The 23,079-nt window shown below is 65.8% G+C and carries 21 protein-coding genes; 5 read left to right on the top strand and 16 right to left on the bottom strand.

The window, feature by feature from the left end; genetic code table 11:
* Window positions 1-51 precede the first annotated feature (51 nt).
* The 15 genes from NMG10_RS10895 to dksA form a co-directional block, all read right to left on the bottom strand.
* Window positions 52-921: an oxygenase MpaB family protein gene (locus NMG10_RS10895; protein ID WP_254464334.1), complete on the bottom strand. Its 870-nt coding sequence runs from the start codon at window positions 919-921 to the stop codon at window positions 52-54.
* Between the two features lie 31 nt (window positions 922-952).
* A complete protein-coding gene (locus NMG10_RS10890) occupies window positions 953-1,306 on the bottom strand; it encodes an antibiotic biosynthesis monooxygenase (RefSeq protein ID WP_203648082.1) in 354 nt (117 codons plus the stop codon).
* A 34-nt stretch (window positions 1,307-1,340) separates the two neighbouring features.
* Window positions 1,341-2,324 carry a zinc-dependent alcohol dehydrogenase family protein gene (locus tag NMG10_RS10885; RefSeq protein WP_203648081.1) on the bottom strand — a complete coding sequence of 328 codons (984 nt, stop codon included), beginning with the start codon at window positions 2,322-2,324 and terminating at the stop codon, window positions 1,341-1,343.
* Between the two features lie 169 nt (window positions 2,325-2,493).
* Entirely contained in the window at window positions 2,494-2,796 is a 303-nt protein-coding gene (locus NMG10_RS10880) for a helix-turn-helix transcriptional regulator (protein WP_254464333.1), read from the bottom strand.
* Window positions 2,797-2,872: 76 nt separating this feature from the next.
* Complete coding sequence (acs, locus tag NMG10_RS10875; protein WP_254464332.1) at window positions 2,873-4,807, bottom strand: acetate--CoA ligase; 1,935 nt, start codon at window positions 4,805-4,807, stop codon at window positions 2,873-2,875.
* A gap of 218 nt (window positions 4,808-5,025) precedes the next feature.
* The gene (gene pgi / locus NMG10_RS10870; protein ID WP_234560864.1) at window positions 5,026-6,690 is read right to left on the bottom strand and encodes a glucose-6-phosphate isomerase; all 1,665 of its coding nucleotides are present in this window, start codon (window positions 6,688-6,690) and stop codon (window positions 5,026-5,028) included.
* A 264-nt stretch (window positions 6,691-6,954) separates the two neighbouring features.
* Window positions 6,955-7,818, bottom strand: a complete 864-nt coding sequence (panC, locus tag NMG10_RS10865; RefSeq protein WP_254464331.1) for a pantoate--beta-alanine ligase — start codon at window positions 7,816-7,818, stop codon at window positions 6,955-6,957.
* Complete coding sequence (panB, locus tag NMG10_RS10860) at window positions 7,815-8,615, bottom strand: 3-methyl-2-oxobutanoate hydroxymethyltransferase (RefSeq protein ID WP_110735118.1); 801 nt, start codon at window positions 8,613-8,615, stop codon at window positions 7,815-7,817. The genes panC and panB overlap by 4 nt, the downstream gene beginning before the upstream one ends.
* Window positions 8,616-8,865: 250 nt before the next feature.
* Window positions 8,866-9,345 (bottom strand): 2-amino-4-hydroxy-6-hydroxymethyldihydropteridine diphosphokinase, encoded by a 480-nt coding sequence (gene folK / locus NMG10_RS10855; RefSeq protein WP_254464330.1) that lies wholly within the window; start codon window positions 9,343-9,345, stop codon window positions 8,866-8,868.
* Window positions 9,346-9,347: 2 nt separating this feature from the next.
* Entirely contained in the window at window positions 9,348-10,736 is a 1,389-nt protein-coding gene (locus tag NMG10_RS10850; RefSeq protein WP_203648075.1) for a polynucleotide adenylyltransferase PcnB, read from the bottom strand.
* A gap of 762 nt (window positions 10,737-11,498) precedes the next feature.
* Window positions 11,499-12,941 carry a sigma-54 dependent transcriptional regulator gene (locus tag NMG10_RS10845; protein ID WP_203648074.1) on the bottom strand — a complete coding sequence of 481 codons (1,443 nt, stop codon included), beginning with the start codon at window positions 12,939-12,941 and terminating at the stop codon, window positions 11,499-11,501.
* Window positions 12,942-12,945: 4 nt separating this feature from the next.
* Complete coding sequence (locus NMG10_RS10840) at window positions 12,946-15,921, bottom strand: sensor histidine kinase (RefSeq protein ID WP_028691233.1); 2,976 nt, start codon at window positions 15,919-15,921, stop codon at window positions 12,946-12,948.
* Window positions 15,905-16,081 (bottom strand): hypothetical protein, encoded by a 177-nt coding sequence (locus NMG10_RS10835; RefSeq protein WP_003250005.1) that lies wholly within the window; start codon window positions 16,079-16,081, stop codon window positions 15,905-15,907. The genes NMG10_RS10840 and NMG10_RS10835 overlap by 17 nt, the downstream gene beginning before the upstream one ends.
* Before the next feature lie 302 nt (window positions 16,082-16,383).
* A complete protein-coding gene (gene gluQRS / locus NMG10_RS10830; protein WP_203648072.1) occupies window positions 16,384-17,271 on the bottom strand; it encodes a tRNA glutamyl-Q(34) synthetase GluQRS in 888 nt (295 codons plus the stop codon).
* A gap of 100 nt (window positions 17,272-17,371) precedes the next feature.
* Window positions 17,372-17,815 carry an RNA polymerase-binding protein DksA gene (dksA, locus tag NMG10_RS10825; RefSeq protein WP_203648071.1) on the bottom strand — a complete coding sequence of 148 codons (444 nt, stop codon included), beginning with the start codon at window positions 17,813-17,815 and terminating at the stop codon, window positions 17,372-17,374.
* Window positions 17,816-18,028: 213 nt separating this feature from the next.
* On the opposite strand from dksA, the gene NMG10_RS10820 reads away from it, so the two are divergent.
* Window positions 18,029-19,201, top strand: a complete 1,173-nt coding sequence (locus NMG10_RS10820; protein WP_203648070.1) for a pyridoxal phosphate-dependent aminotransferase — start codon at window positions 18,029-18,031, stop codon at window positions 19,199-19,201.
* Window positions 19,202-19,204: 3 nt separating this feature from the next.
* Window positions 19,205-19,918, top strand: a complete 714-nt coding sequence (gene sfsA / locus NMG10_RS10815; protein WP_254464329.1) for a DNA/RNA nuclease SfsA — start codon at window positions 19,205-19,207, stop codon at window positions 19,916-19,918.
* On the opposite strand, the gene NMG10_RS10810 is transcribed toward sfsA, so the two are convergent.
* Entirely contained in the window at window positions 19,908-20,225 is a 318-nt protein-coding gene (locus tag NMG10_RS10810) for a Rieske 2Fe-2S domain-containing protein (protein WP_203648068.1), read from the bottom strand. The genes sfsA and NMG10_RS10810 overlap by 11 nt on opposite strands.
* 161 nt (window positions 20,226-20,386) lie before the next feature.
* Here NMG10_RS10810 and NMG10_RS10805 point away from each other — a divergent pair, with 161 nt between their 5' ends.
* From NMG10_RS10805 to NMG10_RS10795, 3 genes are read left to right on the top strand one after another with little or no spacing between them, the layout of a single operon-like run.
* The gene (locus NMG10_RS10805) at window positions 20,387-21,271 is read left to right on the top strand and encodes a hemin ABC transporter substrate-binding protein (protein WP_254464328.1); all 885 of its coding nucleotides are present in this window, start codon (window positions 20,387-20,389) and stop codon (window positions 21,269-21,271) included.
* A gap of 50 nt (window positions 21,272-21,321) precedes the next feature.
* Window positions 21,322-22,305, top strand: coding sequence for an iron ABC transporter permease (locus NMG10_RS10800; protein ID WP_254464354.1), 984 nt, complete (start codon window positions 21,322-21,324; stop codon window positions 22,303-22,305).
* The gene (locus tag NMG10_RS10795; RefSeq protein ID WP_254464327.1) at window positions 22,305-23,072 is read left to right on the top strand and encodes a heme ABC transporter ATP-binding protein; all 768 of its coding nucleotides are present in this window, start codon (window positions 22,305-22,307) and stop codon (window positions 23,070-23,072) included. The genes NMG10_RS10800 and NMG10_RS10795 overlap by 1 nt, the downstream gene beginning before the upstream one ends.
* Window positions 23,073-23,079 lie beyond the last annotated feature (7 nt).

The following is a 23,079-nucleotide window of genomic DNA, read 5'->3' as shown; positions in this document are numbered from 1 at the left end:
TGCTTGGAGTATGGCACGTTAAATCGGTTCCGATGAACGGAGCAAAATACCTCATTCGATGCCCATGCGCCGCCGTGCGCGGTGCGCCGAACCGTCGCGCATGGCCCAGCGCAGCACCGGGGCGGTGTTGTTAAGGCCCAGGCGGATCATGCGCCGCTCGAACGCGCCCTGGTGCACGCCGAGCATTTCGCTGGCCCATTCGGGCAGCAGGTCGATGCCGGCGTTGAGCATCAGCTTGCCCACCGGCTCGGCCATCCGGCTGGGCGCCGGGGCCTTGAGCAGGATGTCCATCACCTCCAGGCTGCGCGCGTCGCACTGCAGTTGCGGGCGCATGCGCCGCAGGTACTCGTCGACCTCGGCGCAGGAGCGTGGCACGTCACGTGCGCCGAGGCGCTCGGCGATCAGCGCGATCTCGTCGTAGTAGGCGTCCTGCTCGGCGCGTGGCAGGCGAGGATTGCGATAACGCAGGTGGGCGGCGAGGAAGCTGCTGACTTCGGCCACATGCACCCAGGTCAGCAGGTCGGGGTCGCTCGCCGCATAGGGACGGCCATCGGGCGCGGTGCCGGTCACCTTGAGGTGGATGGTGCGAACCTTGTCGATCAGCCACTCGGCGTCGCGGGTCGAGCCGAAGGTGGTGCCGGAGATGAACTGGCTGGTACGGCGCAGGCGTCCGAGCAGATCCTGGCGGAAGTTCGAATGGTCCCACACCCCGGCCAGTGCCAGCGGGTGCAGCAGTTGCAGCATCAACGCGCTGATCCCGCCCACCAACATGCTGGGGAAGTCGCCATGTACCTGCCAGCTGATGCTCTTTGGGCCGAACAGGCCGGGATCACCCTTGGGCGATTCCAGGTCGAGCTGGCCGAGGGCCAGCCCGGTGAGGCTCATGACCTGGGTTTCGATGCGACGACGTAGGACTTCCATGGCGACCTGTGCTGGCCGCCATGGCGGCCGTCTATGAATTGAGGCGTATGTCCATTGGCCTGGCGTCTCCCGGGCCGGCGGGGGCGTGCGTCTCGAGCGCGCCTCCGTGGATATGATAAACCGTGGGCTCCTCGGAAAAATACGGTGTGAGGTGGGCCATGAAGACCTGGTGGTCTTCGCTGGTCTCGAAGCCAGGCGTGTGATCCTCGAGGGATTGCCACTGTACGATCAGGTTGAAGTGATGGGGTGTTTCGATCCCTTGCGCGAGCAGGTGGCTGAGGTACCCTTTGGCCCGACTGAGCAGAGGGGCGACTTCGGCGAAGGCGTGCCTGAAACTGTCGATGCGCGCCTGCTGGATGGGAAGAATGGCGATTTCGTAGATCATGGCGGTCCTCATGATTGGGTTGGGCGAGGGGGCGTCAAGCGTTGCTGGGTTCGGCCGCAGGCACGACCGCAATGGCGATCTTTCCTTGCAGGCCATTGTTGGGGCTTTGCAGCCGGGCATGGGCGAGCGCAACGTCGGCCAGGGGATAGATGGCGCCCACATGTGGCCGCAGTTGTCCGCGCTCGACCAGCGCGCTCAGCTCATCGAGCTTGCCGCGCTGCTGCCGGGTGAAGACGAAGTGATAGCTCGCGTTCTTGCCCCAGGCCTGAATGAGGTTCTGTGGTTGCGCGATGTCCACGATCGACACCACGCGCCCCAACTGGGCCAGGGCGTCCGGGCTGCGAGACAGGGTATCGCCGCCAATGGTGTCGAATACCACGTCGACGCCATGGCCTGCGGTTTCCTTGAGGATGACATCGACATAGTCCTGGCGCTCGTAGTCGATGACCACATCGGCGCCCATGCGTCGCGCGAATTCGGCATTCGCTTCGCGTACCGTGGTGAAGACCCTGGCGCCCATGGCCTTGGCCAGCTGGATCGCCACATGGCCGACGCCGCCGGCACCGCCATGCACCAGGATGCTCTCGCCCACCCTGAGCGCCGCGCGGACCACCAGCGCCTCCCAGGCCGTGCCGCCGACCAGGCTCAGGCTTGCCGCCTCGAGATGGCTCAGCGACGGCGGCTTCCGGCCGACGATGCCTTCGGCGGCGACGTGGTATTCGGCATAGCTGCCGGCGCCCTCGAAGATCTGCGGGGTGTACCACACCTCGTCACCGGGGCTGAACGCCGTCACCCCAGGCCCGACGGCCTCGACGACGCCGGAGACGTCGTGCCCGGTGATGGCCGGCAGCGGCACCAGGTCGGGATAGTCGCCGCGACGCACCTGGTAGTCCAGCGGATTGACGGAGGTGGCATGCACCCTGACCAGTACCTGCCCGGCCTTTGGCACCGGCTTGGCGATGTCACGATAGACGAATGCATCCGGGCCGCCGAAGGCATCCAGTATCAACGCTTTCATGGTGTTTCCTCGCTTCTATAAAAAGGGATATCGAGAAATGTCGATATATAAAGTGAGATCAAGCTGCCTTTCTGTTTCTGGGCGCCTGGCAGGCACCTCGGGGATTGCTCCTTGATTTCGTTAAAACGGGATATCGGGAAATATCGATATATCGAGGTAAAAGCAAACCCTACAGGTCGCTCCCGATCAGCTCGGCGAGCGCGCTGATGGCTGCTTCGTTGCGCTTGTAGTAGGTCCACTGGCCAATGCGGCGGACCTCGACCAGGCCTGCACGCTGCAGGGTGGCCAGGTAGTCGGACACCGTTGACTGCGACAGCCCCACGCCTTCCTGGATACTGCTCACACAGACACCCACGGTGTGAACGTCACCTTCGTCCTGTGGAGGAAAGTGTTTCACCGGGTCTTTCAAGCCTTTGAGGATCTCGAGGCGTGTGCGGTTCGAGAGTGCCTTGAATACGTCGAGCAGTTCCATGACGCGATAATATCGGTATTTACCGATATGTCAATTCACCGCAGGACGGCCGGCAGCGGCCGCCCTGCGAAGCGGCCTATTGGTTCAGGCGTTTGTCGATCAGGCCCTGGACCACGCTCGGGTCGGCGAGGGTGGAGGTGTCGCCCAGGTTGTCCAGTTCATTGCAGGCGATCTTGCGCAGGATGCGCCGCATGATCTTGCCCGAGCGGGTCTTGGGCAGGGCAGGGGCCCACTGGATCAGCTCGGGTTTGGCGAAGCTGCCGATCTCCTTGCTGACCAGGGCCAGCAGTTCGGCCTTGAGCGCGTCGTCCGGCGTCACGCCGTTCATGGGAGTGACGAAGGCATACACACCCTGGCCCTTGAGGTCGTGGGGATAACCCACCACGGCGGCCTCGGCGACGCTGTCGTGCAGCACCAGGGCGCTCTCCACCTCGGCGGTGCCGATACGGTGGCCGGAAACATTGATCACATCGTCGATGCGCCCGGTGATCCAGTAGTCGCCATCGGCATCGCGGCGGGCGCCGTCGCCGGTGAAGTAGTAGCCGGGCATCGGCTTGAAGTAGGTGTCGACCATGCGCTGGTGGTCGCCGTAGACGCTGCGGATCTGCCCGGGCCAGCTGGCCTTGATCGCCAGCAGCCCGGCGCCGGGGCCTTCGATCAGCTTGCCTTTGTCGTCCAGCAGTACCGGTTGCACGCCGAACATCGGCTGGGTGGCGCAGCCCGGCTTGAGCCGTGGCGTGCCGGGGAGGGGGGTGAGCATGATGCCGCCGGTCTCGGTCTGCCACCAGGTGTCGACGATGGGGCAGCGTTTCTTGCCGACCTCTTCGAAATACCATTCCCAGGCTTCCGGGTTGATCGGCTCGCCGACGCTGCCGAGCAGGCGCAGGGTCTCGCGTGAGGTGCCCTGCAAGGGGCCGGCACCTTCGCGCATCAGCGCGCGCAGGGCGGTGGGCGCGGTGTAGAAGATGTTCACCCGGTGTTTGTCGACCACTTGCCAGAAGCGCGAGGTGTCGGGGTAGTTGGGCACGCCCTCGAACATCAGCGAAATCGCGCCGTTGGCCAGTGGGCCATAGACGATATAGCTGTGGCCGGTGACCCAGCCGACGTCGGCGGTGCACCAGAACACCTCGCCGTCGCGGTAGTCGAACACGGTCTTGAAGGTCATGGTCGCCTGCAGCAGGTAGCCGGCGGTGGTGTGCAGCACGCCCTTGGGCTTGCCGGTGCTGCCCGAGGTGTAGAGGATGAACAGCGGATCCTCGGCGTTCATCGGTTCGGCCGGGCAGTCGTCAGCGGCCTTTTCCGTCACCTCGTGGTACCAGAGGTCGCGGCCTTCGCTCCAGGCCACCTCAGCGCCGGTACGCTTGATCACGAACACGCTGCTTACCGCCGGGCAACTGGCGAGGGCCTTGTCGACGTTTTGCTTGAGCGGGATGCGCTTGCCGCCCCGCACGCCTTCGTCGGCGGTGATCACGGTGCGGCAGTCGGCGTCGAGGATGCGGTCGCGCAGGGCGTCGGGGGAGAAGCCGCCGAACACCACCGAGTGGATGGCGCCGATGCGCGTGCAGGCGAGCATGGCGTAGGCGGCCTCGGGGATCATCGGCATGTAGATGCACACGCGGTCGCCCTTTTTCACGCCACGGGCTTTCAACGCGTTGGCCAGGCGGCAGACCTGGCGATGCAGTTCGCGGTAGCTGATGGCCTTGCTGTCGTCGGGATTGTCACCTTCCCAGAGCAGGGCGGTCTGTTCGCCGCGCGTGGCCAGGTGGCGATCGATGCAGTTATGGCTGACGTTGAGCTGGGCGCCGTCGAACCAGCGGGCAGTGCCGGTCTTCAGGTCGCATTGCTGCACGCTTGACCAGGGCTTGATCCAGTCCAGGCGCCTGGCCTGTTCGGCCCAGAAGGTGTCGGGGTCATCCACCGACTGGCGGTAGAGGCGGCGGTAGTCGTCGTCGCTGAGGGTGGCGGACTGGCTCACGGCCAGGGCCTGGGGATAGTCGCGGATATCGAACATGGCGGGTGGTCCTGCTCTTGTTAGGGGCGAGGGACTGCAACGGCTATTCGATGGACAGTGTAGCTAGAGGTGATGTTCCTTGAGGATCATGGTGTCCGTGTAGGAGCGGCCTTGCGCCGCGAAAGGGCCGCGAAGCGGCCCCATGATGATTGCCGGGGCCGCTGTGCGGCCCTTTCGCGGCACAAGGCCGCTCCTACACAAAGAGCGGCTGTGTAGCGTCAGCCGCGGTGACGGCCGCGGAAGTAGTTGATCAGGCCCTGGGTGGAGCCGTCCTCGGCGTTGTCCTCCTGGGCGCCCACCAGGCGCTGGTACACGCCCTTGCCCAGTTCCTTGCCCAGCTCCACGCCCCACTGGTCGAAGGCGTTGATGCCCCAGACCACGCTCTGCACGAACACCTTGTGCTCGTACATCGCCACCAGCGCACCGAGGCGGCGCGGGCTGATGCGCTCGACCACCAGGGTGTTGCTCGGGCGGTTGCCCGGGATCACCTTGTGCGGCGCCAGCTTGGCGATATCGGCCTCGTTCAGGCCCTTGGCGCGCAGTTCTGCCTCGGCTTCCTCGCGGGTCTTGCCGAGCATCAGCGCCTGGCTCTGCGACAGGCAGTTGGCGTACAGCCACTGATGGTGGTCCGCCACCGGGTTGAAGCTCACCACCGGCACGATGAAGTCGGCCGGGATCAGCTGGGTGCCCTGGTGCAGCAACTGGTGGTAGGCGTGCTGGCCGTTGCAGCCGACGCCGCCCCAGATCACCGGGCCAGTGTCGGTCTTCACCGGGCTGCCGTCCTGCAGCACGCTCTTGCCGTTGGACTCCATGTCCAGTTGCTGCAGGTGCTTGGTGATGTTGCGCAGGTAATGGTCGTACGGCAGGATCGCGTGGGCCTGGGCGCCCCAGAAGTTGCCGTACCACACGCCCAGCAGGGCCAGCAGCACCGGCATGTTCTTCTCGAACGGCGCGGTCTGGAAGTGCTGGTCCATGGTGTAGGCGCCGGACAACAGTTCCTTGAAGTTGGCGGTGCCGATGGCCAGGGCGATCGGCAGGCCGATGGCCGACCACAGCGAGTAGCGCCCGCCGACCCAGTCCCACATCGGGAAGATGTTCTCTTCGCGGATGCCGAAGGCCACGGCCGCGGCCTTGTTGCTGGATACGGCGATGAAGTGGCGGTACAGCTCGGCTTCCGAACCGCCCTGGGCCAGGTACCAGGTGCGCGCGGCCTGGGCGTTCTTCAGGGTTTCCAGGGTGTTGAACGACTTCGACGAGACGATGAACAGGGTGGTCTCGGCGCGCAGGTTGGCCGACAGCTCATGGAACTCGCTGCCGTCGATGTTCGCCAGGTAGTGGCAGCGCACGCCGCGCTGGGCGTAGGGCAGCAGCGCCTCGGAGACCAGCTCGGGGCCGAGGAACGAGCCGCCGATGCCGATGTTGACCACGTCGGTGATCGGTTTTTCGCTGTAGCCGCGCCACAGGCCGTCGTGGATGCGGCCGACCAGTTCGGTGATCTGGTTCAGCACCTTGTGCACTTCCGGCATCACGTTGACGCCGTTCACGCTGAGCTTGTCGCCGACCGGGCGGCGCAGGGCGGTGTGCAGCACCGGACGGCCTTCGGAGGCGTTGATGATCTCGCCGCTGAACATCGACTTGATGGCCGCTTCCAGGTCGACGTCCTTGGCCAGGTTCACCAGCAGGTCACGGGTCTGCTCGGTGATCAGGTTCTTCGAGTAGTCGAGGAACAGGCCGCAGCTGCTCAAGGAGAACTGCTCGAAGCGCTTGCCGTCGGCGGCGAAGGCTTCGCGCATGCTGAAGCCCTGCATGGCGTCGCGGTGTTGCTGAAGCGCCTGCCAGGCGGGCAGCGCCGTCACATCGTGGGGGGTACGGTAATACGCCATTGCGGGTGGTTTCCTTGGTGCATGGTCAGGCTTGGACAGCGGCATTCGTTGCCGGTTGCAAGCTGGACATTATAGGCATTGGCAGGAAACCGGGAATGGGTGAGGCAAGCGAGGAGGATGAAAATTGTCACGAGGGTGATCGTGAGAGCTGGCTTTGTGACAGCAGACTTCATGAGGTTGAGCGTCGTGGGAGCGGGCTTGCCTTGCGATTGCGGTTGCCTGGGCAGGCACTATCGCGGGGCAAGCCCGCTCCCACGGGTCATATCAGGCGCTCTGCTCTTCGAGGTGCAGGTAGAGATTGTCGATCAGCCGGGTGTTACCCAGGTAAGCCGCGGCGATTACCACCAGGTCACGGTCATCGACTTGCGCCGGGCGCAGGGTGACGGCGTGGCGCACTTCCAGGTAATCCTTACGGAACCCGGCGCTTTCGAGTTGCCCCTGGCCCTCGGCGATCAGCGCCGGGTAGTCGCGCTGGCCACGGCGCAGGGCGTCGGCGATGCCGCTCAGGGTGCGGTACAGCACCGGGGCGGTGGCACGCTGCTCCGGCGTCAGGTAGCCATTGCGCGACGACAGCGCCAGGCCGTCCTCGGCGCGCACGGTCGGCTCGCCGATGATCTGGATCGGCATGTTCAGGTCGCGCACCATGGCGCGGATCACCGCCAGTTGCTGGAAGTCCTTTTCGCCGAACACGGCCAGGTCTGGCTGGACCATGTTGAACAACTTGCTGACCACCGTCGCCACGCCTTCGAAGTGCCCGGGGCGGCTGGCGCCACACAGGCCTTCGGACAGCTGCGGCACGCTCACCCGGGTCTGCACGGCCATGCCGTCGGGGTACATTTCCTCGACAGTGGGTGCGAACAGCAGGTGGCAGCCGGCCTGCAGCAGTGTTTCCTGGTCGGCGGCGAGGGTGCGGGGATACTTGTCCAGGTCCTCGCCCGCGCCGAACTGCAGCGGGTTGACGAAGATGCTGGCGACCACGAAGTCGGCGCGCTGGGCGGCCTTGGTCACCAGGGCGGCATGGCCGCTGTGCAGGTTGCCCATGGTCGGCACGAAGGCGATGCGCTTGCCTTCGCCTCGGGCGCGGGCCACGGCGGCACGCAGTTCACGGACGGTCTTGACGGTATTCATGCGCTGAACCCATGCTCGCTGCCAGGGAAGCTGACGTCCTTGACCGCACGGACATAGGCGGCCAGGGCACTCTGGATGTCCGGCTGGCCGGCCATGAAGTTCTTCACGAACTTCGGCACGCGGCCGCTGAGCGACAGTCCGAGCATGTCATGCAGGACCAGCACCTGGCCATCGGTGGCGCTGCCGGCGCCGATGCCGATCACCGGAATGCCCACCGCCTGGGTAATCTCCGCCGCCAGCTCGCTGGGCACGCACTCGAGCAGCAGCATGGCCGCGCCGGCCTGCTCCAGGGCGATGGCGTCGGCGCGCATCTGGCGGGCCTGGGCTTCCTGGCGGCCCTGGACCTTGTAGCCACCCAGCACGTTGACCGTCTGCGGGGTCAGTCCCATGTGCGCACACACCGGCACACCGCGCTCGGCCAGCAGGCGGATGGTCTCGCCCAGCCAGGCGGCGCCTTCGATCTTGAGCATGTGGGCGCCGGCGCGCATCAGTTCGGCGGCGTTGGCGAAGGCCTGCTCGGGAGTGGCGTGGGCCATGAACGGCAGGTCGGCGAGGATCAGCGCGCCATCGTTGCCGCGCTTGACGCAGGCGGTATGGTAGGCCATGTCGCGGTTGGTGACCGGCAGGGTGCTGTCATGGCCCTGCAGGACCATCCCCAGGGAGTCGCCCACCAGCAGGACTTCCACGCCGGCCTGGCTGGCGGCCTTGGCGAAGGTCGCGTCATAGCAGGTCAGCATGGTGATTTTTTCACCCTTGGCCTTCAGGCCATGCAGGGTGGTCAGGGTTACTTCAGGCATGTAGGGGAATCCTCGTTCAGGCGCTGTGAACAACAACTGCGTACAACGCGTGTATTCATCTTCCGGAGCGGCACATCATCGTCTGTGATGTTCGGGCACAGGTCCGTCCGGGCCTAAATGGGTGATTGCGGCAGAGTGGCGCCGCGGGACGCCTATAGTCGTGAGCGAGGTGGGGGAAGTCAACCAGCCGTGTTACCGCATTGTTACGGTACCGGTGTTACTGGCGTTACCGCCGTCGGAAACGCCCGAATTACAGGCGTTCCAGGCCGACGAACGGACAGTCTTCGAGCAACTGCGCCAGGGCGCGGCCGTCGGCGAGGCGGAATTCGGCGGGCACCAGCTCGGCGAGCGGGTAGAGCACGAAGGGGCGTGCATGCATGTGGTAGTGCGGCACTTTCAGACGTGGCACATCGATGACCTGGTCACCAAATAGCAGCATATCCAGGTCGAGGGTGCGCGGCCCCCAGCGTTCCTTGCGCACGCGGCCCTGGTCGTTCTCGATGGACTGCAGGGCGTCGAGCAGCGCCAGCGGTGCCAACGTCGTGTCGATGGCTGCCACGGCATTGGTGTAGCGCGGCTGGCCAGGCAGCAGGGAGTCGCTGGTGTAGAGCGCCGAGGCCGCCGCCAGGCGGGTGTCGGTTATCAGGTCCAGCGCCTGCAGGGCGCTGCGCAGCTGCTCGGCGGGTTCATCCAGGTTGCTGCCCAGGCCGATGAACGCACGGGTGTTCATGCTCAGTCCCAGGCCTGCTCGTCATCACGCTTGCGTTTGCCGCCGCTTCGCTTGCGCTTGCGTGGGCCGGCAGTGCCGCCGTCGTCACGGCTGCCGAGCTCGCGGATCATGTCGCGGCGCTGGCTGTCGTTGGCGTCCTGGTAGTCGGTCCACCACTCGCCCAGGCCGTCGGTTTCCTCGCCGGCGCTTTCACGCAGCAGGAGGAAGTCGTAGCCGGCGCGGAAGCGCGGGTTGTCCAGCAGCATGTCGGCGCGTTTGCCACTGCGTCGTGGCAGGCGCTCCTGCATGTCCCAGATCTCGCGGATCGGCAGGGTGAATCGCTTGGGGATGGCAATGCGTGCGCATTGTTCGGCGATCAGGTCGTGGGCCGCGCCGTTCATGGCAGGGATCGGCGGCACGCCTTGGCTCTGCAGGTACAGCACGCGGCCCGGCAGGGCCGGCCAGAGCAGGGCGGCGAAGAGGAATGCCGGGGTCACCGGTTTGCCCTGCTTGACGCGCAGGTCGGTGTTGCTCAGGGCCTGGCTGATCAGGGTGTGGGTGTAGGTCGGGCGTTCTTCCAGGGCCTGGCTGCTGGCCGGGAACAGCGGCTCGAACAGTTGCAGGTCGACCAGCATCTCGAAGGTGATCGCGCCTTGGCCGTTGAGGAACAGCTTGAGGCACTCCTCGAACAGGCGTGCCGGCGGAATGTCACGCAGCATGGGCGCCAGTTCGCGGATCGGTTGCACAGTGTGCTTCTCGATGCCGAAGTCCAGCTTGGCGGCGAAGCGCACGGCGCGCAGCATGCGTACCGGGTCTTCCTGGTAGCGGTGCGTCGGGTCGCCGATCAGGCGCAGCAGGCGGTTACGGATGTCGTGGACACCGTTGGCGTAGTCGAGGATGCGCTCGCTGACCGGGTCGTAGTACAGGGCGTTAATGGTGAAGTCGCGGCGTTGCGCGTCTTCTTCCAGGGTGCCGTACACGTTGTCGCGCAGGATGCGGCCGCTGGCATTGTGCGACGAGCGGTGGCTATCGGACTGGTCTTCATCCGAGTGCGGGGCACGGAAGGTCGCGACCTCGATGATGTCACGGCCGAAATGCACGTGCACCAGCTTGAAACGCCGGCCGATGATGCGGGCGTTGCGGAACTCCGCGCGGATCTGCTCGGGGGTGGCGCTGGTGGCGACGTCGAAGTCCTTGGGCGTGATGCCCAGCAGCAGGTCGCGCACGCAGCCACCGACCAGGTAGGCCTGGTAACCGGCTGCCTGCAGACGCTCGACGATGCCCACGGCATGGCGGCTGAACTGGCTGCGCTGCAGCGAGTGCTGGCTCTTGTTGATCACTTCAGGCGTGGTGCGCCTGTGGTGCTGGCCACGGACGGGCGGGCGGAACGACTGGAACAGCTTCTTCAGCATGGGATGCACTGTTTGAAGGAATGATCGGCCAAGGATAGGAGAATGGCCGCATGATGGGCGGGGATTCTAGCATTTACTGGGGGAATGGTGTAGGCGGTGTGGCAAGGGCGATGCGAAAGGGAGAAACGACATGGGGAGCCGAAGCTCCCCATCAAAGTCGTTGCGTGCTCTTATTGTTTTTTTGCCGGGCTTCTTGTTTTTGTTGAATGCCCTGTCCACAAATCTCGAAGCTTGTGGACGACCCCCAAACCGGGGGTGAAGAGCAAACGGATTGCTTTGGTCGCCGAGTTGATGCTGATCTGTCGATCCAATCAGTTCAGGTGCTGCTTTTTAGTGCAGTTTTTGTTGTTCTCTGCCTGATCGTGGGGCAAGCCCCAAACACAACGCCTCTCCAAAAGAATCAGTTAGCTGCGCCTCCGCCGTCTTGTTCTTATTGTGCGTGAGCCGTTTCGTCTTGTTCTTATTCTGAGTTGCAGTGCTTGTTATTGTTCTTGTACCAGACATATAGCAGGTGCCGTGCCAACTTTTGAAAACCCAATGAAATCGGGGGTTTCAGCGGTTCAGACAGGTTTTTGGGCGGGGCAAATGTAGAAATTTCGTTACCTTACGCCTCGGGGGATGTTACGGCTGACAGGGTGGGTAACAGATTTTTGCGGGAACTGATGTGTTACCGCACAAACGCATCGCGGAGCTAGCCCGCTCCCACGGACCAGGCAAGGCTGGCGTGGGAGCGGGCTGGCCCCGCGATCGGATTACATAGAATCAATTGTCGCTGGTGGCGTTGCTCTTGCGTCGCGGGATACCCAGGCGCTGGCGGCGTTCCCACAGGCATTTGCGGCTGACGCCCAGCTTGCGCGCCAGCTCGGTCTCGGTCATGTGGTCCTGGTGCTCGAGGACGAAATGCTGGAAGTAGTCCTCCAGCGACAGGTCCTCGGTCGGCTCGTGGCTGGCGTTGTTGGCGCTGGCCAGGCTTGGCAGGCTGTCCAGCACGTCATCGTCTTCCAGGTCGCTCAGCTCGATATCGATGCCCAGCAGGTCGGCGGAAATTTCCGCGCTCTCGCTGAGAATCACTGCGCGCTCCACGGCGTTTTCCAGTTCGCGCACGTTGCCCGGCCAGCTGTAGTGACGGATGGCCTGCTCGGCCTCGTGGGAGAAGTGCAGGTCGTCGCGGCCGATGCGTGCGCTCTGGCGGGCAAGGAAGGCATTGGCGATCTCGTTGACGTCGCTGCCGCGCTCGCGCAGGGCTGGCAGTTTCAGGGCGATCACGTGCAGGCGGTAGTACAGGTCTTCACGGAACTGCCCGGCCTTGGCCAGGTTCTTCAGGTCGCGGTGGGTCGCGGCGATCAGGCGCACATCGACCTTCTGCGACTGCACCGAGCCGACCCGGCGGATCTCGCCTTCCTGTAGCACGCGCAGCAGGCGGGCCTGGGCTTCCAGGGGCAGTTCGCCGATCTCGTCGAGGAACAGCGTGCCGCCGTCGGCGGCCTCGACCAGGCCCGCGCGCCCGGCACTGGCGCCGGTGAACGCGCCCTTCTCGTGGCCGAACAGTTCCGACTCGATCAGGGTCTCGGGGATCGCCGCGCAGTTCACCGAGATCATCGGTGCCTTGGCCCGGCGCGAGAGGTTGTGCAGGGCTCGGGCGACCAGCTCCTTGCCGGTGCCCGACTCGCCCTGGATCAGCACATTGGAGTCGGTCGGGGCGACCTTGCGAATCTTGACGTACATGTCCTGCATGGGCGGGCAGGAGCCGATGATGCCAATCTCGCCGTTGGCGGCCGCGCTACCTGCCTTGTCGCTGGCGGCCTTGCCGTTACCGGCGCGTGGCTCGGCGGCAGGCGCGGCGGCTGGAGCGTTCTGCCGGTCGCGCAGGATGCGGGCCACGGCCTGGAGCATCTCGTCGTGGTCGAAGGGCTTGGCGATGTAGTCCACCGCGCCCATCTTCATCGAGTCCACCGCCGAGCGCAGGCTGGCGTAGCTGGTCATGATCAGCACCGGGGTGCCCTGGCCGAGCTTGATCAGCTCGGTGCCCGGGGCGCCCGGCAGGCGCAGGTCGCTGACGATCAGGTCGAAGGTGGCAATGCTGAAGCGTTCCTGGGCTTCCTGCACCGAGCCGGCTTCGCTGACCTGGTACTGGTTCCGTTCGAGCAGGCGACGCAGGGCTGAACGGATGATGGTTTCGTCTTCGACGATCAGAATATGCGGCATTGATTCAATTCTCTCGACGGTCTCGAATTTCAGGGGACGTCGCTACGACATGCCGGGGCAGGGTCACGCGGATCCGGGTACCACGTTGGCGCTCGATGTCGGCCGGGCTGTCGATGGTGATTTGCCCATAATGCTCTTCCACGATGGAATAGACCAGAGCGAGCCCCAGTCCGGTTCCTTCGCCCGGGTCCTTGGTGGTGAAGAAGGGTTCGAAGAGGCGGTCCATGATGCTTTTCGGGATGCCGCTGCCTTCGTCCTCGACGATCAGGTCGACGGTGTGTTCGTTCACTTCACTGCGCACGCGCACGGCGCTGCCGGGCGGGGAGGCGTCGCGGGCGTTGGAAAGCAGGTTGATCAGCACCTGGGCCAGGCGCTGCGGGTCGCCCTCGACCCAGTGTTGCGGGTCGCAGAGGTTGAAGAACTGTACTTCGAAATTGCGCCGGTTCAATGCCAGCAGACCAATGGCGTCCTGCGCGACTTCGGCCAGGCACACCGGCTCTTCGCTGTTCTGCTGGCTACCGCCGGCATGGGCGAAGCTCATCAGCGACTGGACGATGCGCGACACGCGCTTGGTCTGCTCGAGGATCTGGCTGGACAGCTCGATGATCTCGCCGTCGCCCTCGCGCTCCTCGCGCAGGTTCTGCGCAAGGCAAGCGATGCCGGTGATCGGATTGCCGATCTCGTGGGCCACGCCCGCCGCCAGGCGACCGATGCTGGCCAGGCGTTCGGAGTGCACCAGCTTGTCTTCCAGCGCCTGGGTCTCGGTGAGGTCCTCGACCAGCAGCACCAGGCCGCTGTTGCCCGGGGCCAGCGGCTCGTCGATGGCCGCCTTGTGCAGGTTGAGCCAGCGCGGCTGGCCATCGAGGGCCAGGCGCTGCTTGTGCAGGTGCTCGTCGGGCACGTTGATGAAACCTTGCAGCAGGCCGCGCCAGGGTTCGCCGATGGTCACCAGGCGAGAACCGACCACGTGCTTGGCGGCGATCCCGGTGAGCTCCTCCATGGCCTTGTTCCACATCAGGATCTCCTGGTCCTTGGCCAGCGAGCACACGCCCATGGGCAGTTCCTGCAGGGTCTGGCGGTGGTAGCGACGCAGGGCGTCGAGCTCGGCGGCAAGGCCGGTCAGGCGTGAGTGGTAATCCTCGAGTCGGCTCTCGATGAAGTGGATGTCCTCGGTGACGTAGTTCTCGTTGCCGGACTTGTAGGGCAGGAAGGTCTCGACCATGTCCTGGGCCACGCTCGGGCCCATCAGGCCGGAGAGGTTGGCCTCGATGCGGTCGCGCAGGCGGCGCAGGGCGTAGGGACGGCGCTCGTCGAAGGGCAGGTAGAGGTCGCGCAGGGCCTGTTCCACCTCTTTCTGTGCGGCCTTGGCGCCCAGCGGCTTGGCCAGTTGGGTGGCGAACTCCTGGGGCGAGGCGGCATGCAGCTCGCGGCGCTGCGGGCGACGCACGTTATCCACTGCGCAGGCCTCGGCGGCGCTGACCTCTTCGCTGCTGGCGTTGGTGAACAGCGAGATCAGGGTGAACAGCAGGACGTTGGCTGCCAGCGAGGCGATGGCCGCCATGTGCCAGCTGGTGTCGTCCAGCACGTAGATCATGTCCAGCAGCGGGATATAGAAGCCCTGCAGGTTGCCCAGCAGCGGCAGCAGCATGGTCACCATCCACACCAGCATGCCGGCCAGCAGCCCGGCGATGAAACCGCGGCGGTTGGCGGTCGGCCAGTACAGCACCGAAAGCACGCCGGGCAGGAACTGCAGGGTGGCGACGAAGGCGACGATGCCCAGGTTGGCCAGGCTCTGGTGGGTGTTCTGGGTCAGGTAGAAGACGAAACCGGCGGTGATGATGGCGACGATCAGCGCCCGGCGGGTCCATTTCAGCCAGCGGTAGATGTTGCCTTCGGCCGGCGGCTGGTACAGCGGCAGTACCAGGTGGTTCAGGGCCATGCCCGACAGCGCCAGGGTGGTGACGATGATCAGCCCGCTGGCGGCCGACAGCCCGCCGACATACGCCAGCAGCGCCAGCGCTTCGTTGTTGGCGGCAATGCCCAGGCCCAGGGTGAAGTACTCAGGGTTGGTGCTGGCGCCCAGGCGCAGGCCGGCCCACAGCACCAGTGGCACGGCCAGGCTCATCAGCAGCAGGAACAGTGGCAGGCCCCAGCTGGCGCTGACCAGCGAGCGTGGGCTCAGGTTCTCGGTGAAGGCCATGTGGTACATGTGCGGCATGACGATCGCCGAGGCGAAGAACACCAGCAGCAGGGTGCGCCACGGCCCCTCCTGCAGTGGGGTGTGCAGGGCGGCGAGGGCGGTCTGGTTCTGCAGCAGCCAGACTTCCAGGCCGTGCGGCCCACCGAACACGCCGTACAGCGCGTAGAGGCCGACGCCGCCGAGGGCCAGTAGCTTGATCACCGATTCGAAGGCGATGGCGAACACCAGGCCTTCATGCTTCTCGCGGGTGGCGATATGGCGCGAGCCGAAGAAGATGGTGAACAGCACGATCAGCACGCAGAAGGCGAACGCCACCCGCGCCTTGACCGGTTCGCCGGTGAGGATGCTGATCGAGTCGGCCACCGCCTGGATCTGCAGGGCCAGCAGCGGCAGCACGCCAATCAGCATGAAGATGGTGGTCAGCGCGCCGGCCCAGGTGCTGCGAAAGCGAAACGCCAGCAGGTCGGCCAGCGACGAAAGCTGGTAGGTGCGGGTGATCTTGAGGATCGGGTAGAGCAACACCGGTGCCAGCAGGAAGGCCCCGGACACCCCCAGGTAACAGGCGAGGAAGCCGTAGCCGTATTGGTAGGCCAGGCCGACCGAGCCATAGAAGGCCCAGGCACTGGCGTAGACGCCCAGCGACAGGGTGTAGGTCAGGGGGTGGCGGATGACCGCGCGCGGGATCAGCCCGCGTTCGCTGATCCAGGCCACGCCGAACAGCACCAGCAGGTAGGCGGCGCTGATCAGGATCATCTGGGTCAGGCTAAAGCTCATCGGCATCTCTTTGGCTCTGCAGGATGAAGGTGACGACGATCAGGATCAGCCAGAGCAGGTAGGGGCGGTACCAGGCTCCGGTCGGCTCGATCCACCAGTCCATGATGGCCGGGGAGAACAGGTAGATCCCCACGACCAGAAGCAGGACCAAACGATAGATGTACATGCTGGCCTCGATGGGTTGGGCGCTGCGGGCTTGGACTTATTATTGGCGCAAATGGCTGGGGCGATGCTAGCGGGAATCGGTGCGGTTCGCCAAGGGGTTGAATTTGTTGGGCTTTTGATTTTGCTGAAACGCAGGGCTTGCTGTCTTGCGCGGTCCCTGTAGGAGCGGCCTTGTGCCGCGATGGGGCGCGTAGCGGCCCCAGGTTTTCAGTGTTGCCTCAGATATTGCCGGGGCTGCTTTGCAGCCCATCGCGGCACAAGGCCGCTCCTACAGGGATCGCGTTGGCCGGTCGAACCAGGGCATCAGCGCAATTCAGCTTCGGGCACTGTCATTTGCCGGGCAATATTCTCCGGCCGCCACTGCTGCCGGGCCACCGCCAGCACCTCGGCCGGGCTGGCCCCCGCCAGTGCCGGATCGGCCTGCTGCCCCAATGCCCGCAGGGCACGCAGCAGCAACGGCGTCGCCTGGTCCGCCTCCAGCGGTGGCGAGCGGTACGACTTGCCCAGCTTGTGCCCGTCCGGCTGCACGATCAATGGAATGTGCAGGTAACGCGGCTGCGAGAACCCCAGCAACTCCTGCAGGTACAGCTGGCGCGGCGTGTTGTCCAGCAGGTCGGCGCCGCGCACGATATCGGTAACCCCCTGCCAGGCATCGTCCAGCACCACCGCCAGCTGGTAGGCATACAGCCCGTCGCGACGCTGGATGACGAAGTCGCCCACCTCGCGGCCCAGGTGCTGCTCGAACGTGCCCTGGACCCGATCGCTGAATCGATAGATCAGCTCCGGCACCCGCAGGCGGATCGCCGCGCCTTCGCGGGCGTGCCCGGCGTTGCGGCAAAAGCCTGGGTAGATGCCGTTGTGCCCTTCCAGCTGCTTGCGCGAGCAGCTGCAGGCATAGGCCAGGCCCATGTTGAACAGGCGGTCGACCACCGCGGCATAGGCATCGTGGCGCTGGCTCTGGAACACCACCTCGCCGTCCCACTCCAGCCCGTAGCGCTCCAGCGTCTGCAGGATCGCGTCACGGGCGCCGGGCATCTCCCGGGGCGGGTCGGTATCTTCCATGCGCAGCAGCCAGCGGCCGTTCACGGCGCGGGCGTCAAGCCAGGAGGCGAGGGCGGCGACCAGCGAGCCGAAGTGCAGGAAGCCACTGGGGGTGGGGGCGAAGCGGCCGATGTAGCGGGAGTCGTTCATGGGTTGCACAGCTATATAAATGAAGACGGGGCGTACCCGTCGTAGAAAGCGGGCAAGCCCGCTTCCACAACCGATACGCCCCGTCTGCGAGGGTCCGGGATCAGCCTTTACCGACAGTCTTTTCCTTCTTCTCTGCAATTTCCTTGCAGTCGAAGCACAGGTCGGCGGTCGGACGGGCCTCGAGGCGGCGCAGGCCGATCTCGATGCCGCAGGAGTCGCACCAGCCGTACTCGTCGGCCTTGATCTTGTCGAGGGTCTTGTCGATCTTCTTGATCAGCTTGCGCTCGCGATCGCGGTTGCGCAGCTCCAGGGCGAATTCTTCTTCCTGGCTGGCACGGTCCGCCGGGTCGGGGAAGTTGGCTGCTTCGTCCTTCATGTGGTCCACGGTGCGATCCACGCTGACCATCAGCTCGCCTTTCCAGGCGCTGAGCAGCTTGATGAAGTGCTTCTTCATGGGCTCGCCCATGTACTCTTCACCTTTGGCCTCTACGTAGGGCTCGACACCGTACATGGTCTGGACTTTTTGCTTTTCTACGGTGGACATGAATAGACCGCCTCTCACTCATCTGATCCAATGCGCAGGCTTGCTTCCATCTCCGGCGCCCGCCGGCCCTGCGACTGCGAGCCGCCGAACTTACCAGATAGATCCGGGGTGCGCTACCCCGCCCTATGCCTGCTTTTGACAGCGGCTTGACCGGCGCGTTCGTTGGCGTGCACAGGTAGAATCACCAGTTTAGACCCAATTGAGAGAAGGCCCATGGCTCAGCCACACAGTGCGCGCAGTCGCGCCATCGAACCCTTCCACGTCATGGCCCTGCTGGCCCGTGCCAACGAGCTGCAGGCCGCGGGCCACGACGTGATCCACCTCGAGATCGGCGAGCCGGACTTCACCACCGCCGCGCCGATCGTCGCCGCAGGCCAGGCCGCCCTGGCCGCCGGGCACACCCGCTACACGGCGGCCCGTGGCCTGCCGCAACTGCGCGAGGCGATTGCCGGGTTCTATGGCCAGCGTTACGGTGTGGACCTCGATCCGGAGCGCGTGCTCATCACCCCTGGCGGCTCCGGCGCCCTGCTGCTGGCCAGCAGCCTGCTGGTCGATCCGGGCAAGCATTGGCTGCTGGCCGACCCGGGGTATCCGTGCAACCGGCATTTCCTGCGCCTGGTCGAAGGTGGCGCGCAGCTGGTGCCGGTGGGCCCGGACGTCAATTATCAGCTGACCGCTGATCTGGTCGAGCGTCATTGGGACAAGGACACTGTCGGCGCCCTGGTCGCCTCACCGGCCAACCCGACCGGCACCGTGCTCGACCGCGACGAGCTGGCCAGCCTTTCCAGGGCCACCCGCGAGCGTCACGGGCATCTGGTGGTGGACGAGATCTACCACGGCCTCACCTACGGCATGGATGCGCCGAGCGTGCTGGAAGTGGACGATGAGGCATTCGTCCTGAACAGTTTTTCCAAATATTTCGGCATGACCGGCTGGCGCCTGGGCTGGCTGGTGGCCCCGCCGTCGGCGGTGGCAGACCTGGAAAAGCTGGCGCAGAACCTCTACATCAGTGCCCCGAGCATGGCCCAGCACGCCGCGCTGGCGTGCTTCGAGCCGCAAACCCTGGCCATCCTCGAAGAGCGCCGCGCCGAGTTCGCCCGTCGCCGCGACTATCTGCTGCCGGCATTGCGCGGGCTGGGCTTCGGCATCGCCGTGGAGCCGCAGGGGGCCTTCTATCTGTATGCCGATATCAGCGCGTTCGGCGGCGATGCCTTCGCGTTCTGCCGGCACTTCCTGGAAACCGAGCACCTGGCATTCACCCCGGGTCTGGACTTCGGCCGGCACCAGGCCAGTCACCATGTGCGTTTCGCCTATACCCAGAGCCTGCCGCGCCTGGAAGAGGCGGTACAGCGCATCGCCCGTGGCCTGCAGAGCTGGCAGGGCTGACCGATGCAGTTTCCGCCCCTGGAACAGGCGCGCCTGCTGCGCCGCTATAAACGCTTCCTGGCCGACATCGAGCTGGCCAGTGGTGAGCAGATCACCATTCATTGCCCCAACACCGGCTCAATGCTCAACTGCATGCGCGAGGGCGGGCAGGTGTGGTTCAGCCGCTCCAACGACCCCAAGCGCAAGTTACCCGGTACCTGGGAGATCAGCGAAACGCCCCAGGGCCGGCTGGCCTGCGTCAATACCGGGCGTGCCAACGCCTTGGTGGAAGAGGCGCTGCGCGCCGGGGTGATCAGCGAACTGACTGGCTTCACCACGCTCAAGCGTGAGGTGGCCTATGGCGAGGAGCGCAGCCGGATCGACTTTTATCTGGAGTATGCCGACGGCACCCAGGCCTATGTCGAGGTCAAGAGCGTAACCCTGGGTTACCCCGACACGCCGGTGGCGGCCTTCCCCGACGCTGTCACCCAGCGCGGCGCCAAGCACCTGCGCGAGCTGGCCACCCTGGCGCGCCAGGGTATCCGCGCGGTGCAGCTGTATTGCGTGAACCTGACCGGTATCGAGGCCGTGCGCCCTGCCGAGGAGATCGACGCCGCCTATGCCCAGGCCCTGCGCGCCGCCGTGGCGCAAGGGGTCGAGGTACTGGCCTACGGCACCCGGCTGGATGCGCAGCAACTGGTCATCGACCGTCCGCTGCCGGTGCTGCTCACTCCGTGAGCCAGATGCCCTGGCTGTCTTCCCGGCAGTCCAGGGCCTCCAGCCATTCGCCCGCGCAGGGGCCAGTGATGCATTCGCCGCTTTCTATCAGGAACTGGGCCCCGTGATGGGCGCACTGGATCAGGCTCGCGCTGTCGTCGAGAAAGTTGTCCGCCGCCCAGTTCAGCGGGATGCCCCGGTGCGGGCAGCGGTTGCGGTAGAGGTGGACCTTGCCCTGGCGGCGCACGCCGAACAGCGGCACGCCGGCTACGCTGAAGGCGCGGCTGTGGCCCTCGGCGAGGTCGTTGGAGGCGCAGAGAAAATGCATTGCAGCGGAGTTTCCGGTTAAGCCGTGTGACAAAGGGATGGCTTGACGCTTCAATGCGAATAATTATCAAATTGCCCGCATTCGCCGCGCCAGGCTGTCTATGGTGCGCACTTGTGCCGCCCGCCACAAGGTGTGCTGCCCGCCCTCTGCAAAGGAATCCGATGATGCGCCGTCCCGCTGCCTTGATTGCCCTGTGCGCCGGTCTTGCCCTGTCCGCCCAAACCATGGCCGCCGAGCTGCCGCAGCGCTGGGTCAGCGCCGGTGGTGCCCTGAGCGAGTGGATCAGCGCCCTGGGCGGCGAGCAGCGGCTGGTCGGTGTCGACACCACCAGCCAGCACCCCGAGTCGCTCAAGGCACTGCCCAGCATCGGCTACCAGCGCCAGTTGTCGGCCGAGGGCATCCTCAGCCTGCGCCCCGATGTGCTGGTGGGTACCGAGGAGATGGGACCACCGCCGGTGCTGGCGCAGATCCGCAAGGCCGGGGTGCGGGTCGAGCTGTTCTCCAGCAAGGCCGAGGTCGGCGCGGTGGACGAGAACCTCAAGCATTTGGGGGCATTGCTGGGTAACGAGCAGAAGGCCGAGGCGCTGGCCGCTGACTATCGCCGGCAACTGGAGGCGCTGCACAAGCAGGTCGAGCAGGTCCAGGCCGGGCACAAGGCGCCCGGTGTCCTGCTGCTGGTCGGCCATGCCGGCGCCAAGCCGATGATCGCCGGGCAGGGCACCGCCGGGGACTGGGTGCTGCGCCAGGCGGGAGGGCGCAACCTCGCCGATCACCAGGGCTACAAGAACTTCTCGGTGGAGGCCCTCGCCGCGCTGAATCCGGACGTGGTGGTGTTCTCCGACCGGGCCCTCAGCGGCGAGCAAGCCCTGCAGGCGCTGATCAAGGAAAACCCGGCCCTGGCGACTTCGCGCGCGGTGCGCGACAAACGCCTGCTGTCCCTCGACCCGACGCTGCTGGTCGGCGGCCTGGGCCCGCGCCTGCCCGCCACCCTGCATGAGCTGGCCGCCAGCTTCTACCCTGCCGCCAAGGCCAGCTTCAACCCATGAGGCAGCGGATTCGACCACGTACCTTGTTCATTACCCTGGCGCTGCTGTGCCTGCTCGCGGTCTGGCTATCGCTGGCGCTGGGCCCGGTCAGCCTGCCGTTGCTCGACACCCTGCGCGCCGGTTTGCGCCTGATCGGCTTGCCGGTATCCGGCGTAGGCCTGGAGCAGGCCGAGATGATCCTCGGCCAGATCCGCCTGCCGCGCACCTTGCTGGGGTTGGCGGTCGGTGCCGTGCTGGCGTTGTCCGGCGTGGCGATGCAGGGGCTGTTCCGCAACCCGCTGGCCGATCCGGGCCTGGTCGGCGTCGCCAGTGGCGCTGCCCTGGGCGCGGCGGTGGCGATCGTCGGCGGCAGTTGGCTGGGGGGCATTGCCGACTGGTTCGCGCCTTACCTGCTGTCGCTCTGCGCCTTCGTCGGTGGGCTGGGCGTGACGGCGATGGTCTACCGCCTGGGGCGGCGTGACGGGCAGACCAATGTGGCCACCATGCTCCTGGCCGGTATCGCCATGACCGCGCTGGGCGGCTCGGCGGTGGGCCTGTTCACCTACCTGGCCGACGACGCCACCCTGCGCACCCTGACGTTCTGGAACCTGGGCAGCCTCAACGGTGCCAGCTACGAGCGGCTATGGCCCTTGCTGCTGGTGGCGGCGGCCGTGGCCCTGTGGCTGCCGCGCCGGGCGCAGGCGCTCAACGCCTTGCTGCTGGGCGAGTCGGAAGCCCGACACCTGGGCATCGAGGTCGAAGCGCTCAAGCGCGAACTGGTGTTCTGCACCGCGCTGGGCGTGGGGGCGGCGGTTGCCGCTGCCGGCCTGATCGGCTTTATCGGCCTGGTGGTGCCGCACCTGGTGCGCCTGGTGGCGGGGCCGGATCACCGGGTGCTGTTGCCGGCGTCGCTGCTGGCGGGCGGTACCCTGCTGCTGTTCGCCGACCTGATTGCGCGTCTGGCCCTGGCCCCGGCGGAATTGCCGATCGGCATCGTCACCGCCTTCATCGGGGCGCCATTCTTCCTGTTCCTGCTGGTGAAGGTACGTAGCTGATGCTCGACGTCCAAGGGCTGTCCCTCAAGCGCGGTGGTAGCCAGGTGCTGCACGACATCAACCTGACGCTGCGGCCCGGGCAGGTTCTCGGCGTGCTCGGGCCCAACGGCGCTGGCAAAAGCAGCCTGCTGGGCGCCCTGTGTGGCGAACTGGCGCCCAGCGCCGGGCAGGTCCACCTCGATGGTCGCGGTCTGGAGGGCTGGTCGGGGCAGGAACGGGCCCGCCGGCTGGCGGTGTTGCCGCAGGTGTCCAGCCTGGGCTTCGCGTTCAGTGTCGAGGAGGTGGTCGGCCTCGGTCGCCTGCCTCACGCCAGCGGCCGTCAGCGCGACCGGGAGATCGTCGAGGCGGCGCTGGCCGCGGCGGATGCGGGGCACCTGGTCGAGCGCAGCTACCTGGCGCTATCCGGCGGCGAACGCCAGCGCGTGCACCTGGCGCGGGTGCTGGCCCAGCTGTGGCCCGGCGAGCCGGGTACCACGCTGCTGCTCGACGAGCCCACCTCCGCGCTCGACCCGCTGCACCAGCACACCACGCTGCAGGCGGTGCGCAGCTTCGCCGACCGTGGTGCGGCGGTGCTGGTGATCCTGCATGACCTGAACCTGGCGGCGCGCTACTGTGACCATATCCTGCTGCTGGAGCAGGGCCGCTGCCACGCCCTGGACACCCCGCAGCAGGTGCTGACACCGGCGGCGCTGCGGGCGGTATTTGGTATCGATGTCCTGGTCCAGCCTCACCCGGAGCGCGGCCACCCGCTGATCATCACTCGCTAGGAGCCTT

The organism is Pseudomonas sp. DVZ6 (assembly GCF_024259445.1).
Lineage (GTDB): Bacteria > Pseudomonadota > Gammaproteobacteria > Pseudomonadales > Pseudomonadaceae > Aquipseudomonas > Aquipseudomonas peradeniyensis.
Note: the sequence above shows the minus strand (reverse complement) of the source record. Positions and strands in the feature narration are given on the sequence as shown.

Bases quoted from the DNA above. Each gene is read 5' to 3' on its own strand.
- NMG10_RS10895 (WP_254464334.1), bottom strand. From the start codon at position 921: ATGGAAGTCCTACGTCGTCGCATCGAAACCCAGGTCATGAGCCTCACC.
- NMG10_RS10890 (WP_203648082.1), bottom strand. From the start codon at position 1,306: ATGATCTACGAAATCGCCATTCTTCCCATCCAGCAGGCGCGCATCGAC.
- NMG10_RS10885 (WP_203648081.1), bottom strand. From the start codon at position 2,324: ATGAAAGCGTTGATACTGGATGCCTTCGGCGGCCCGGATGCATTCGTC.
- NMG10_RS10880 (WP_254464333.1), bottom strand. From the start codon at position 2,796: ATGGAACTGCTCGACGTATTCAAGGCACTCTCGAACCGCACACGCCTC.
- acs (WP_254464332.1), bottom strand. From the start codon at position 4,807: ATGTTCGATATCCGCGACTATCCCCAGGCCCTGGCCGTGAGCCAGTCC.
- pgi (WP_234560864.1), bottom strand. From the start codon at position 6,690: ATGGCGTATTACCGTACCCCCCACGATGTGACGGCGCTGCCCGCCTGG.
- panC (WP_254464331.1), bottom strand. From the start codon at position 7,818: ATGAATACCGTCAAGACCGTCCGTGAACTGCGTGCCGCCGTGGCCCGC.
- panB (WP_110735118.1), bottom strand. From the start codon at position 8,615: ATGCCTGAAGTAACCCTGACCACCCTGCATGGCCTGAAGGCCAAGGGT.
- folK (WP_254464330.1), bottom strand. From the start codon at position 9,345: ATGAACACCCGTGCGTTCATCGGCCTGGGCAGCAACCTGGATGAACCC.
- NMG10_RS10850 (WP_203648075.1), bottom strand. From the start codon at position 10,736: ATGCTGAAGAAGCTGTTCCAGTCGTTCCGCCCGCCCGTCCGTGGCCAG.
- NMG10_RS10845 (WP_203648074.1), bottom strand. From the start codon at position 12,941: ATGCCGCATATTCTGATCGTCGAAGACGAAACCATCATCCGTTCAGCC.
- NMG10_RS10840 (WP_028691233.1), bottom strand. From the start codon at position 15,921: ATGCCGATGAGCTTTAGCCTGACCCAGATGATCCTGATCAGCGCCGCC.
- NMG10_RS10835 (WP_003250005.1), bottom strand. From the start codon at position 16,081: ATGTACATCTATCGTTTGGTCCTGCTTCTGGTCGTGGGGATCTACCTG.
- gluQRS (WP_203648072.1), bottom strand. From the start codon at position 17,271: ATGAACGACTCCCGCTACATCGGCCGCTTCGCCCCCACCCCCAGTGGC.
- dksA (WP_203648071.1), bottom strand. From the start codon at position 17,815: ATGTCCACCGTAGAAAAGCAAAAAGTCCAGACCATGTACGGTGTCGAG.
- NMG10_RS10820 (WP_203648070.1), top strand. From the start codon at position 18,029: ATGGCTCAGCCACACAGTGCGCGCAGTCGCGCCATCGAACCCTTCCAC.
- sfsA (WP_254464329.1), top strand. From the start codon at position 19,205: ATGCAGTTTCCGCCCCTGGAACAGGCGCGCCTGCTGCGCCGCTATAAA.
- NMG10_RS10810 (WP_203648068.1), bottom strand. From the start codon at position 20,225: ATGCATTTTCTCTGCGCCTCCAACGACCTCGCCGAGGGCCACAGCCGC.
- NMG10_RS10805 (WP_254464328.1), top strand. From the start codon at position 20,387: ATGATGCGCCGTCCCGCTGCCTTGATTGCCCTGTGCGCCGGTCTTGCC.
- NMG10_RS10795 (WP_254464327.1), top strand. From the start codon at position 22,305: ATGCTCGACGTCCAAGGGCTGTCCCTCAAGCGCGGTGGTAGCCAGGTG.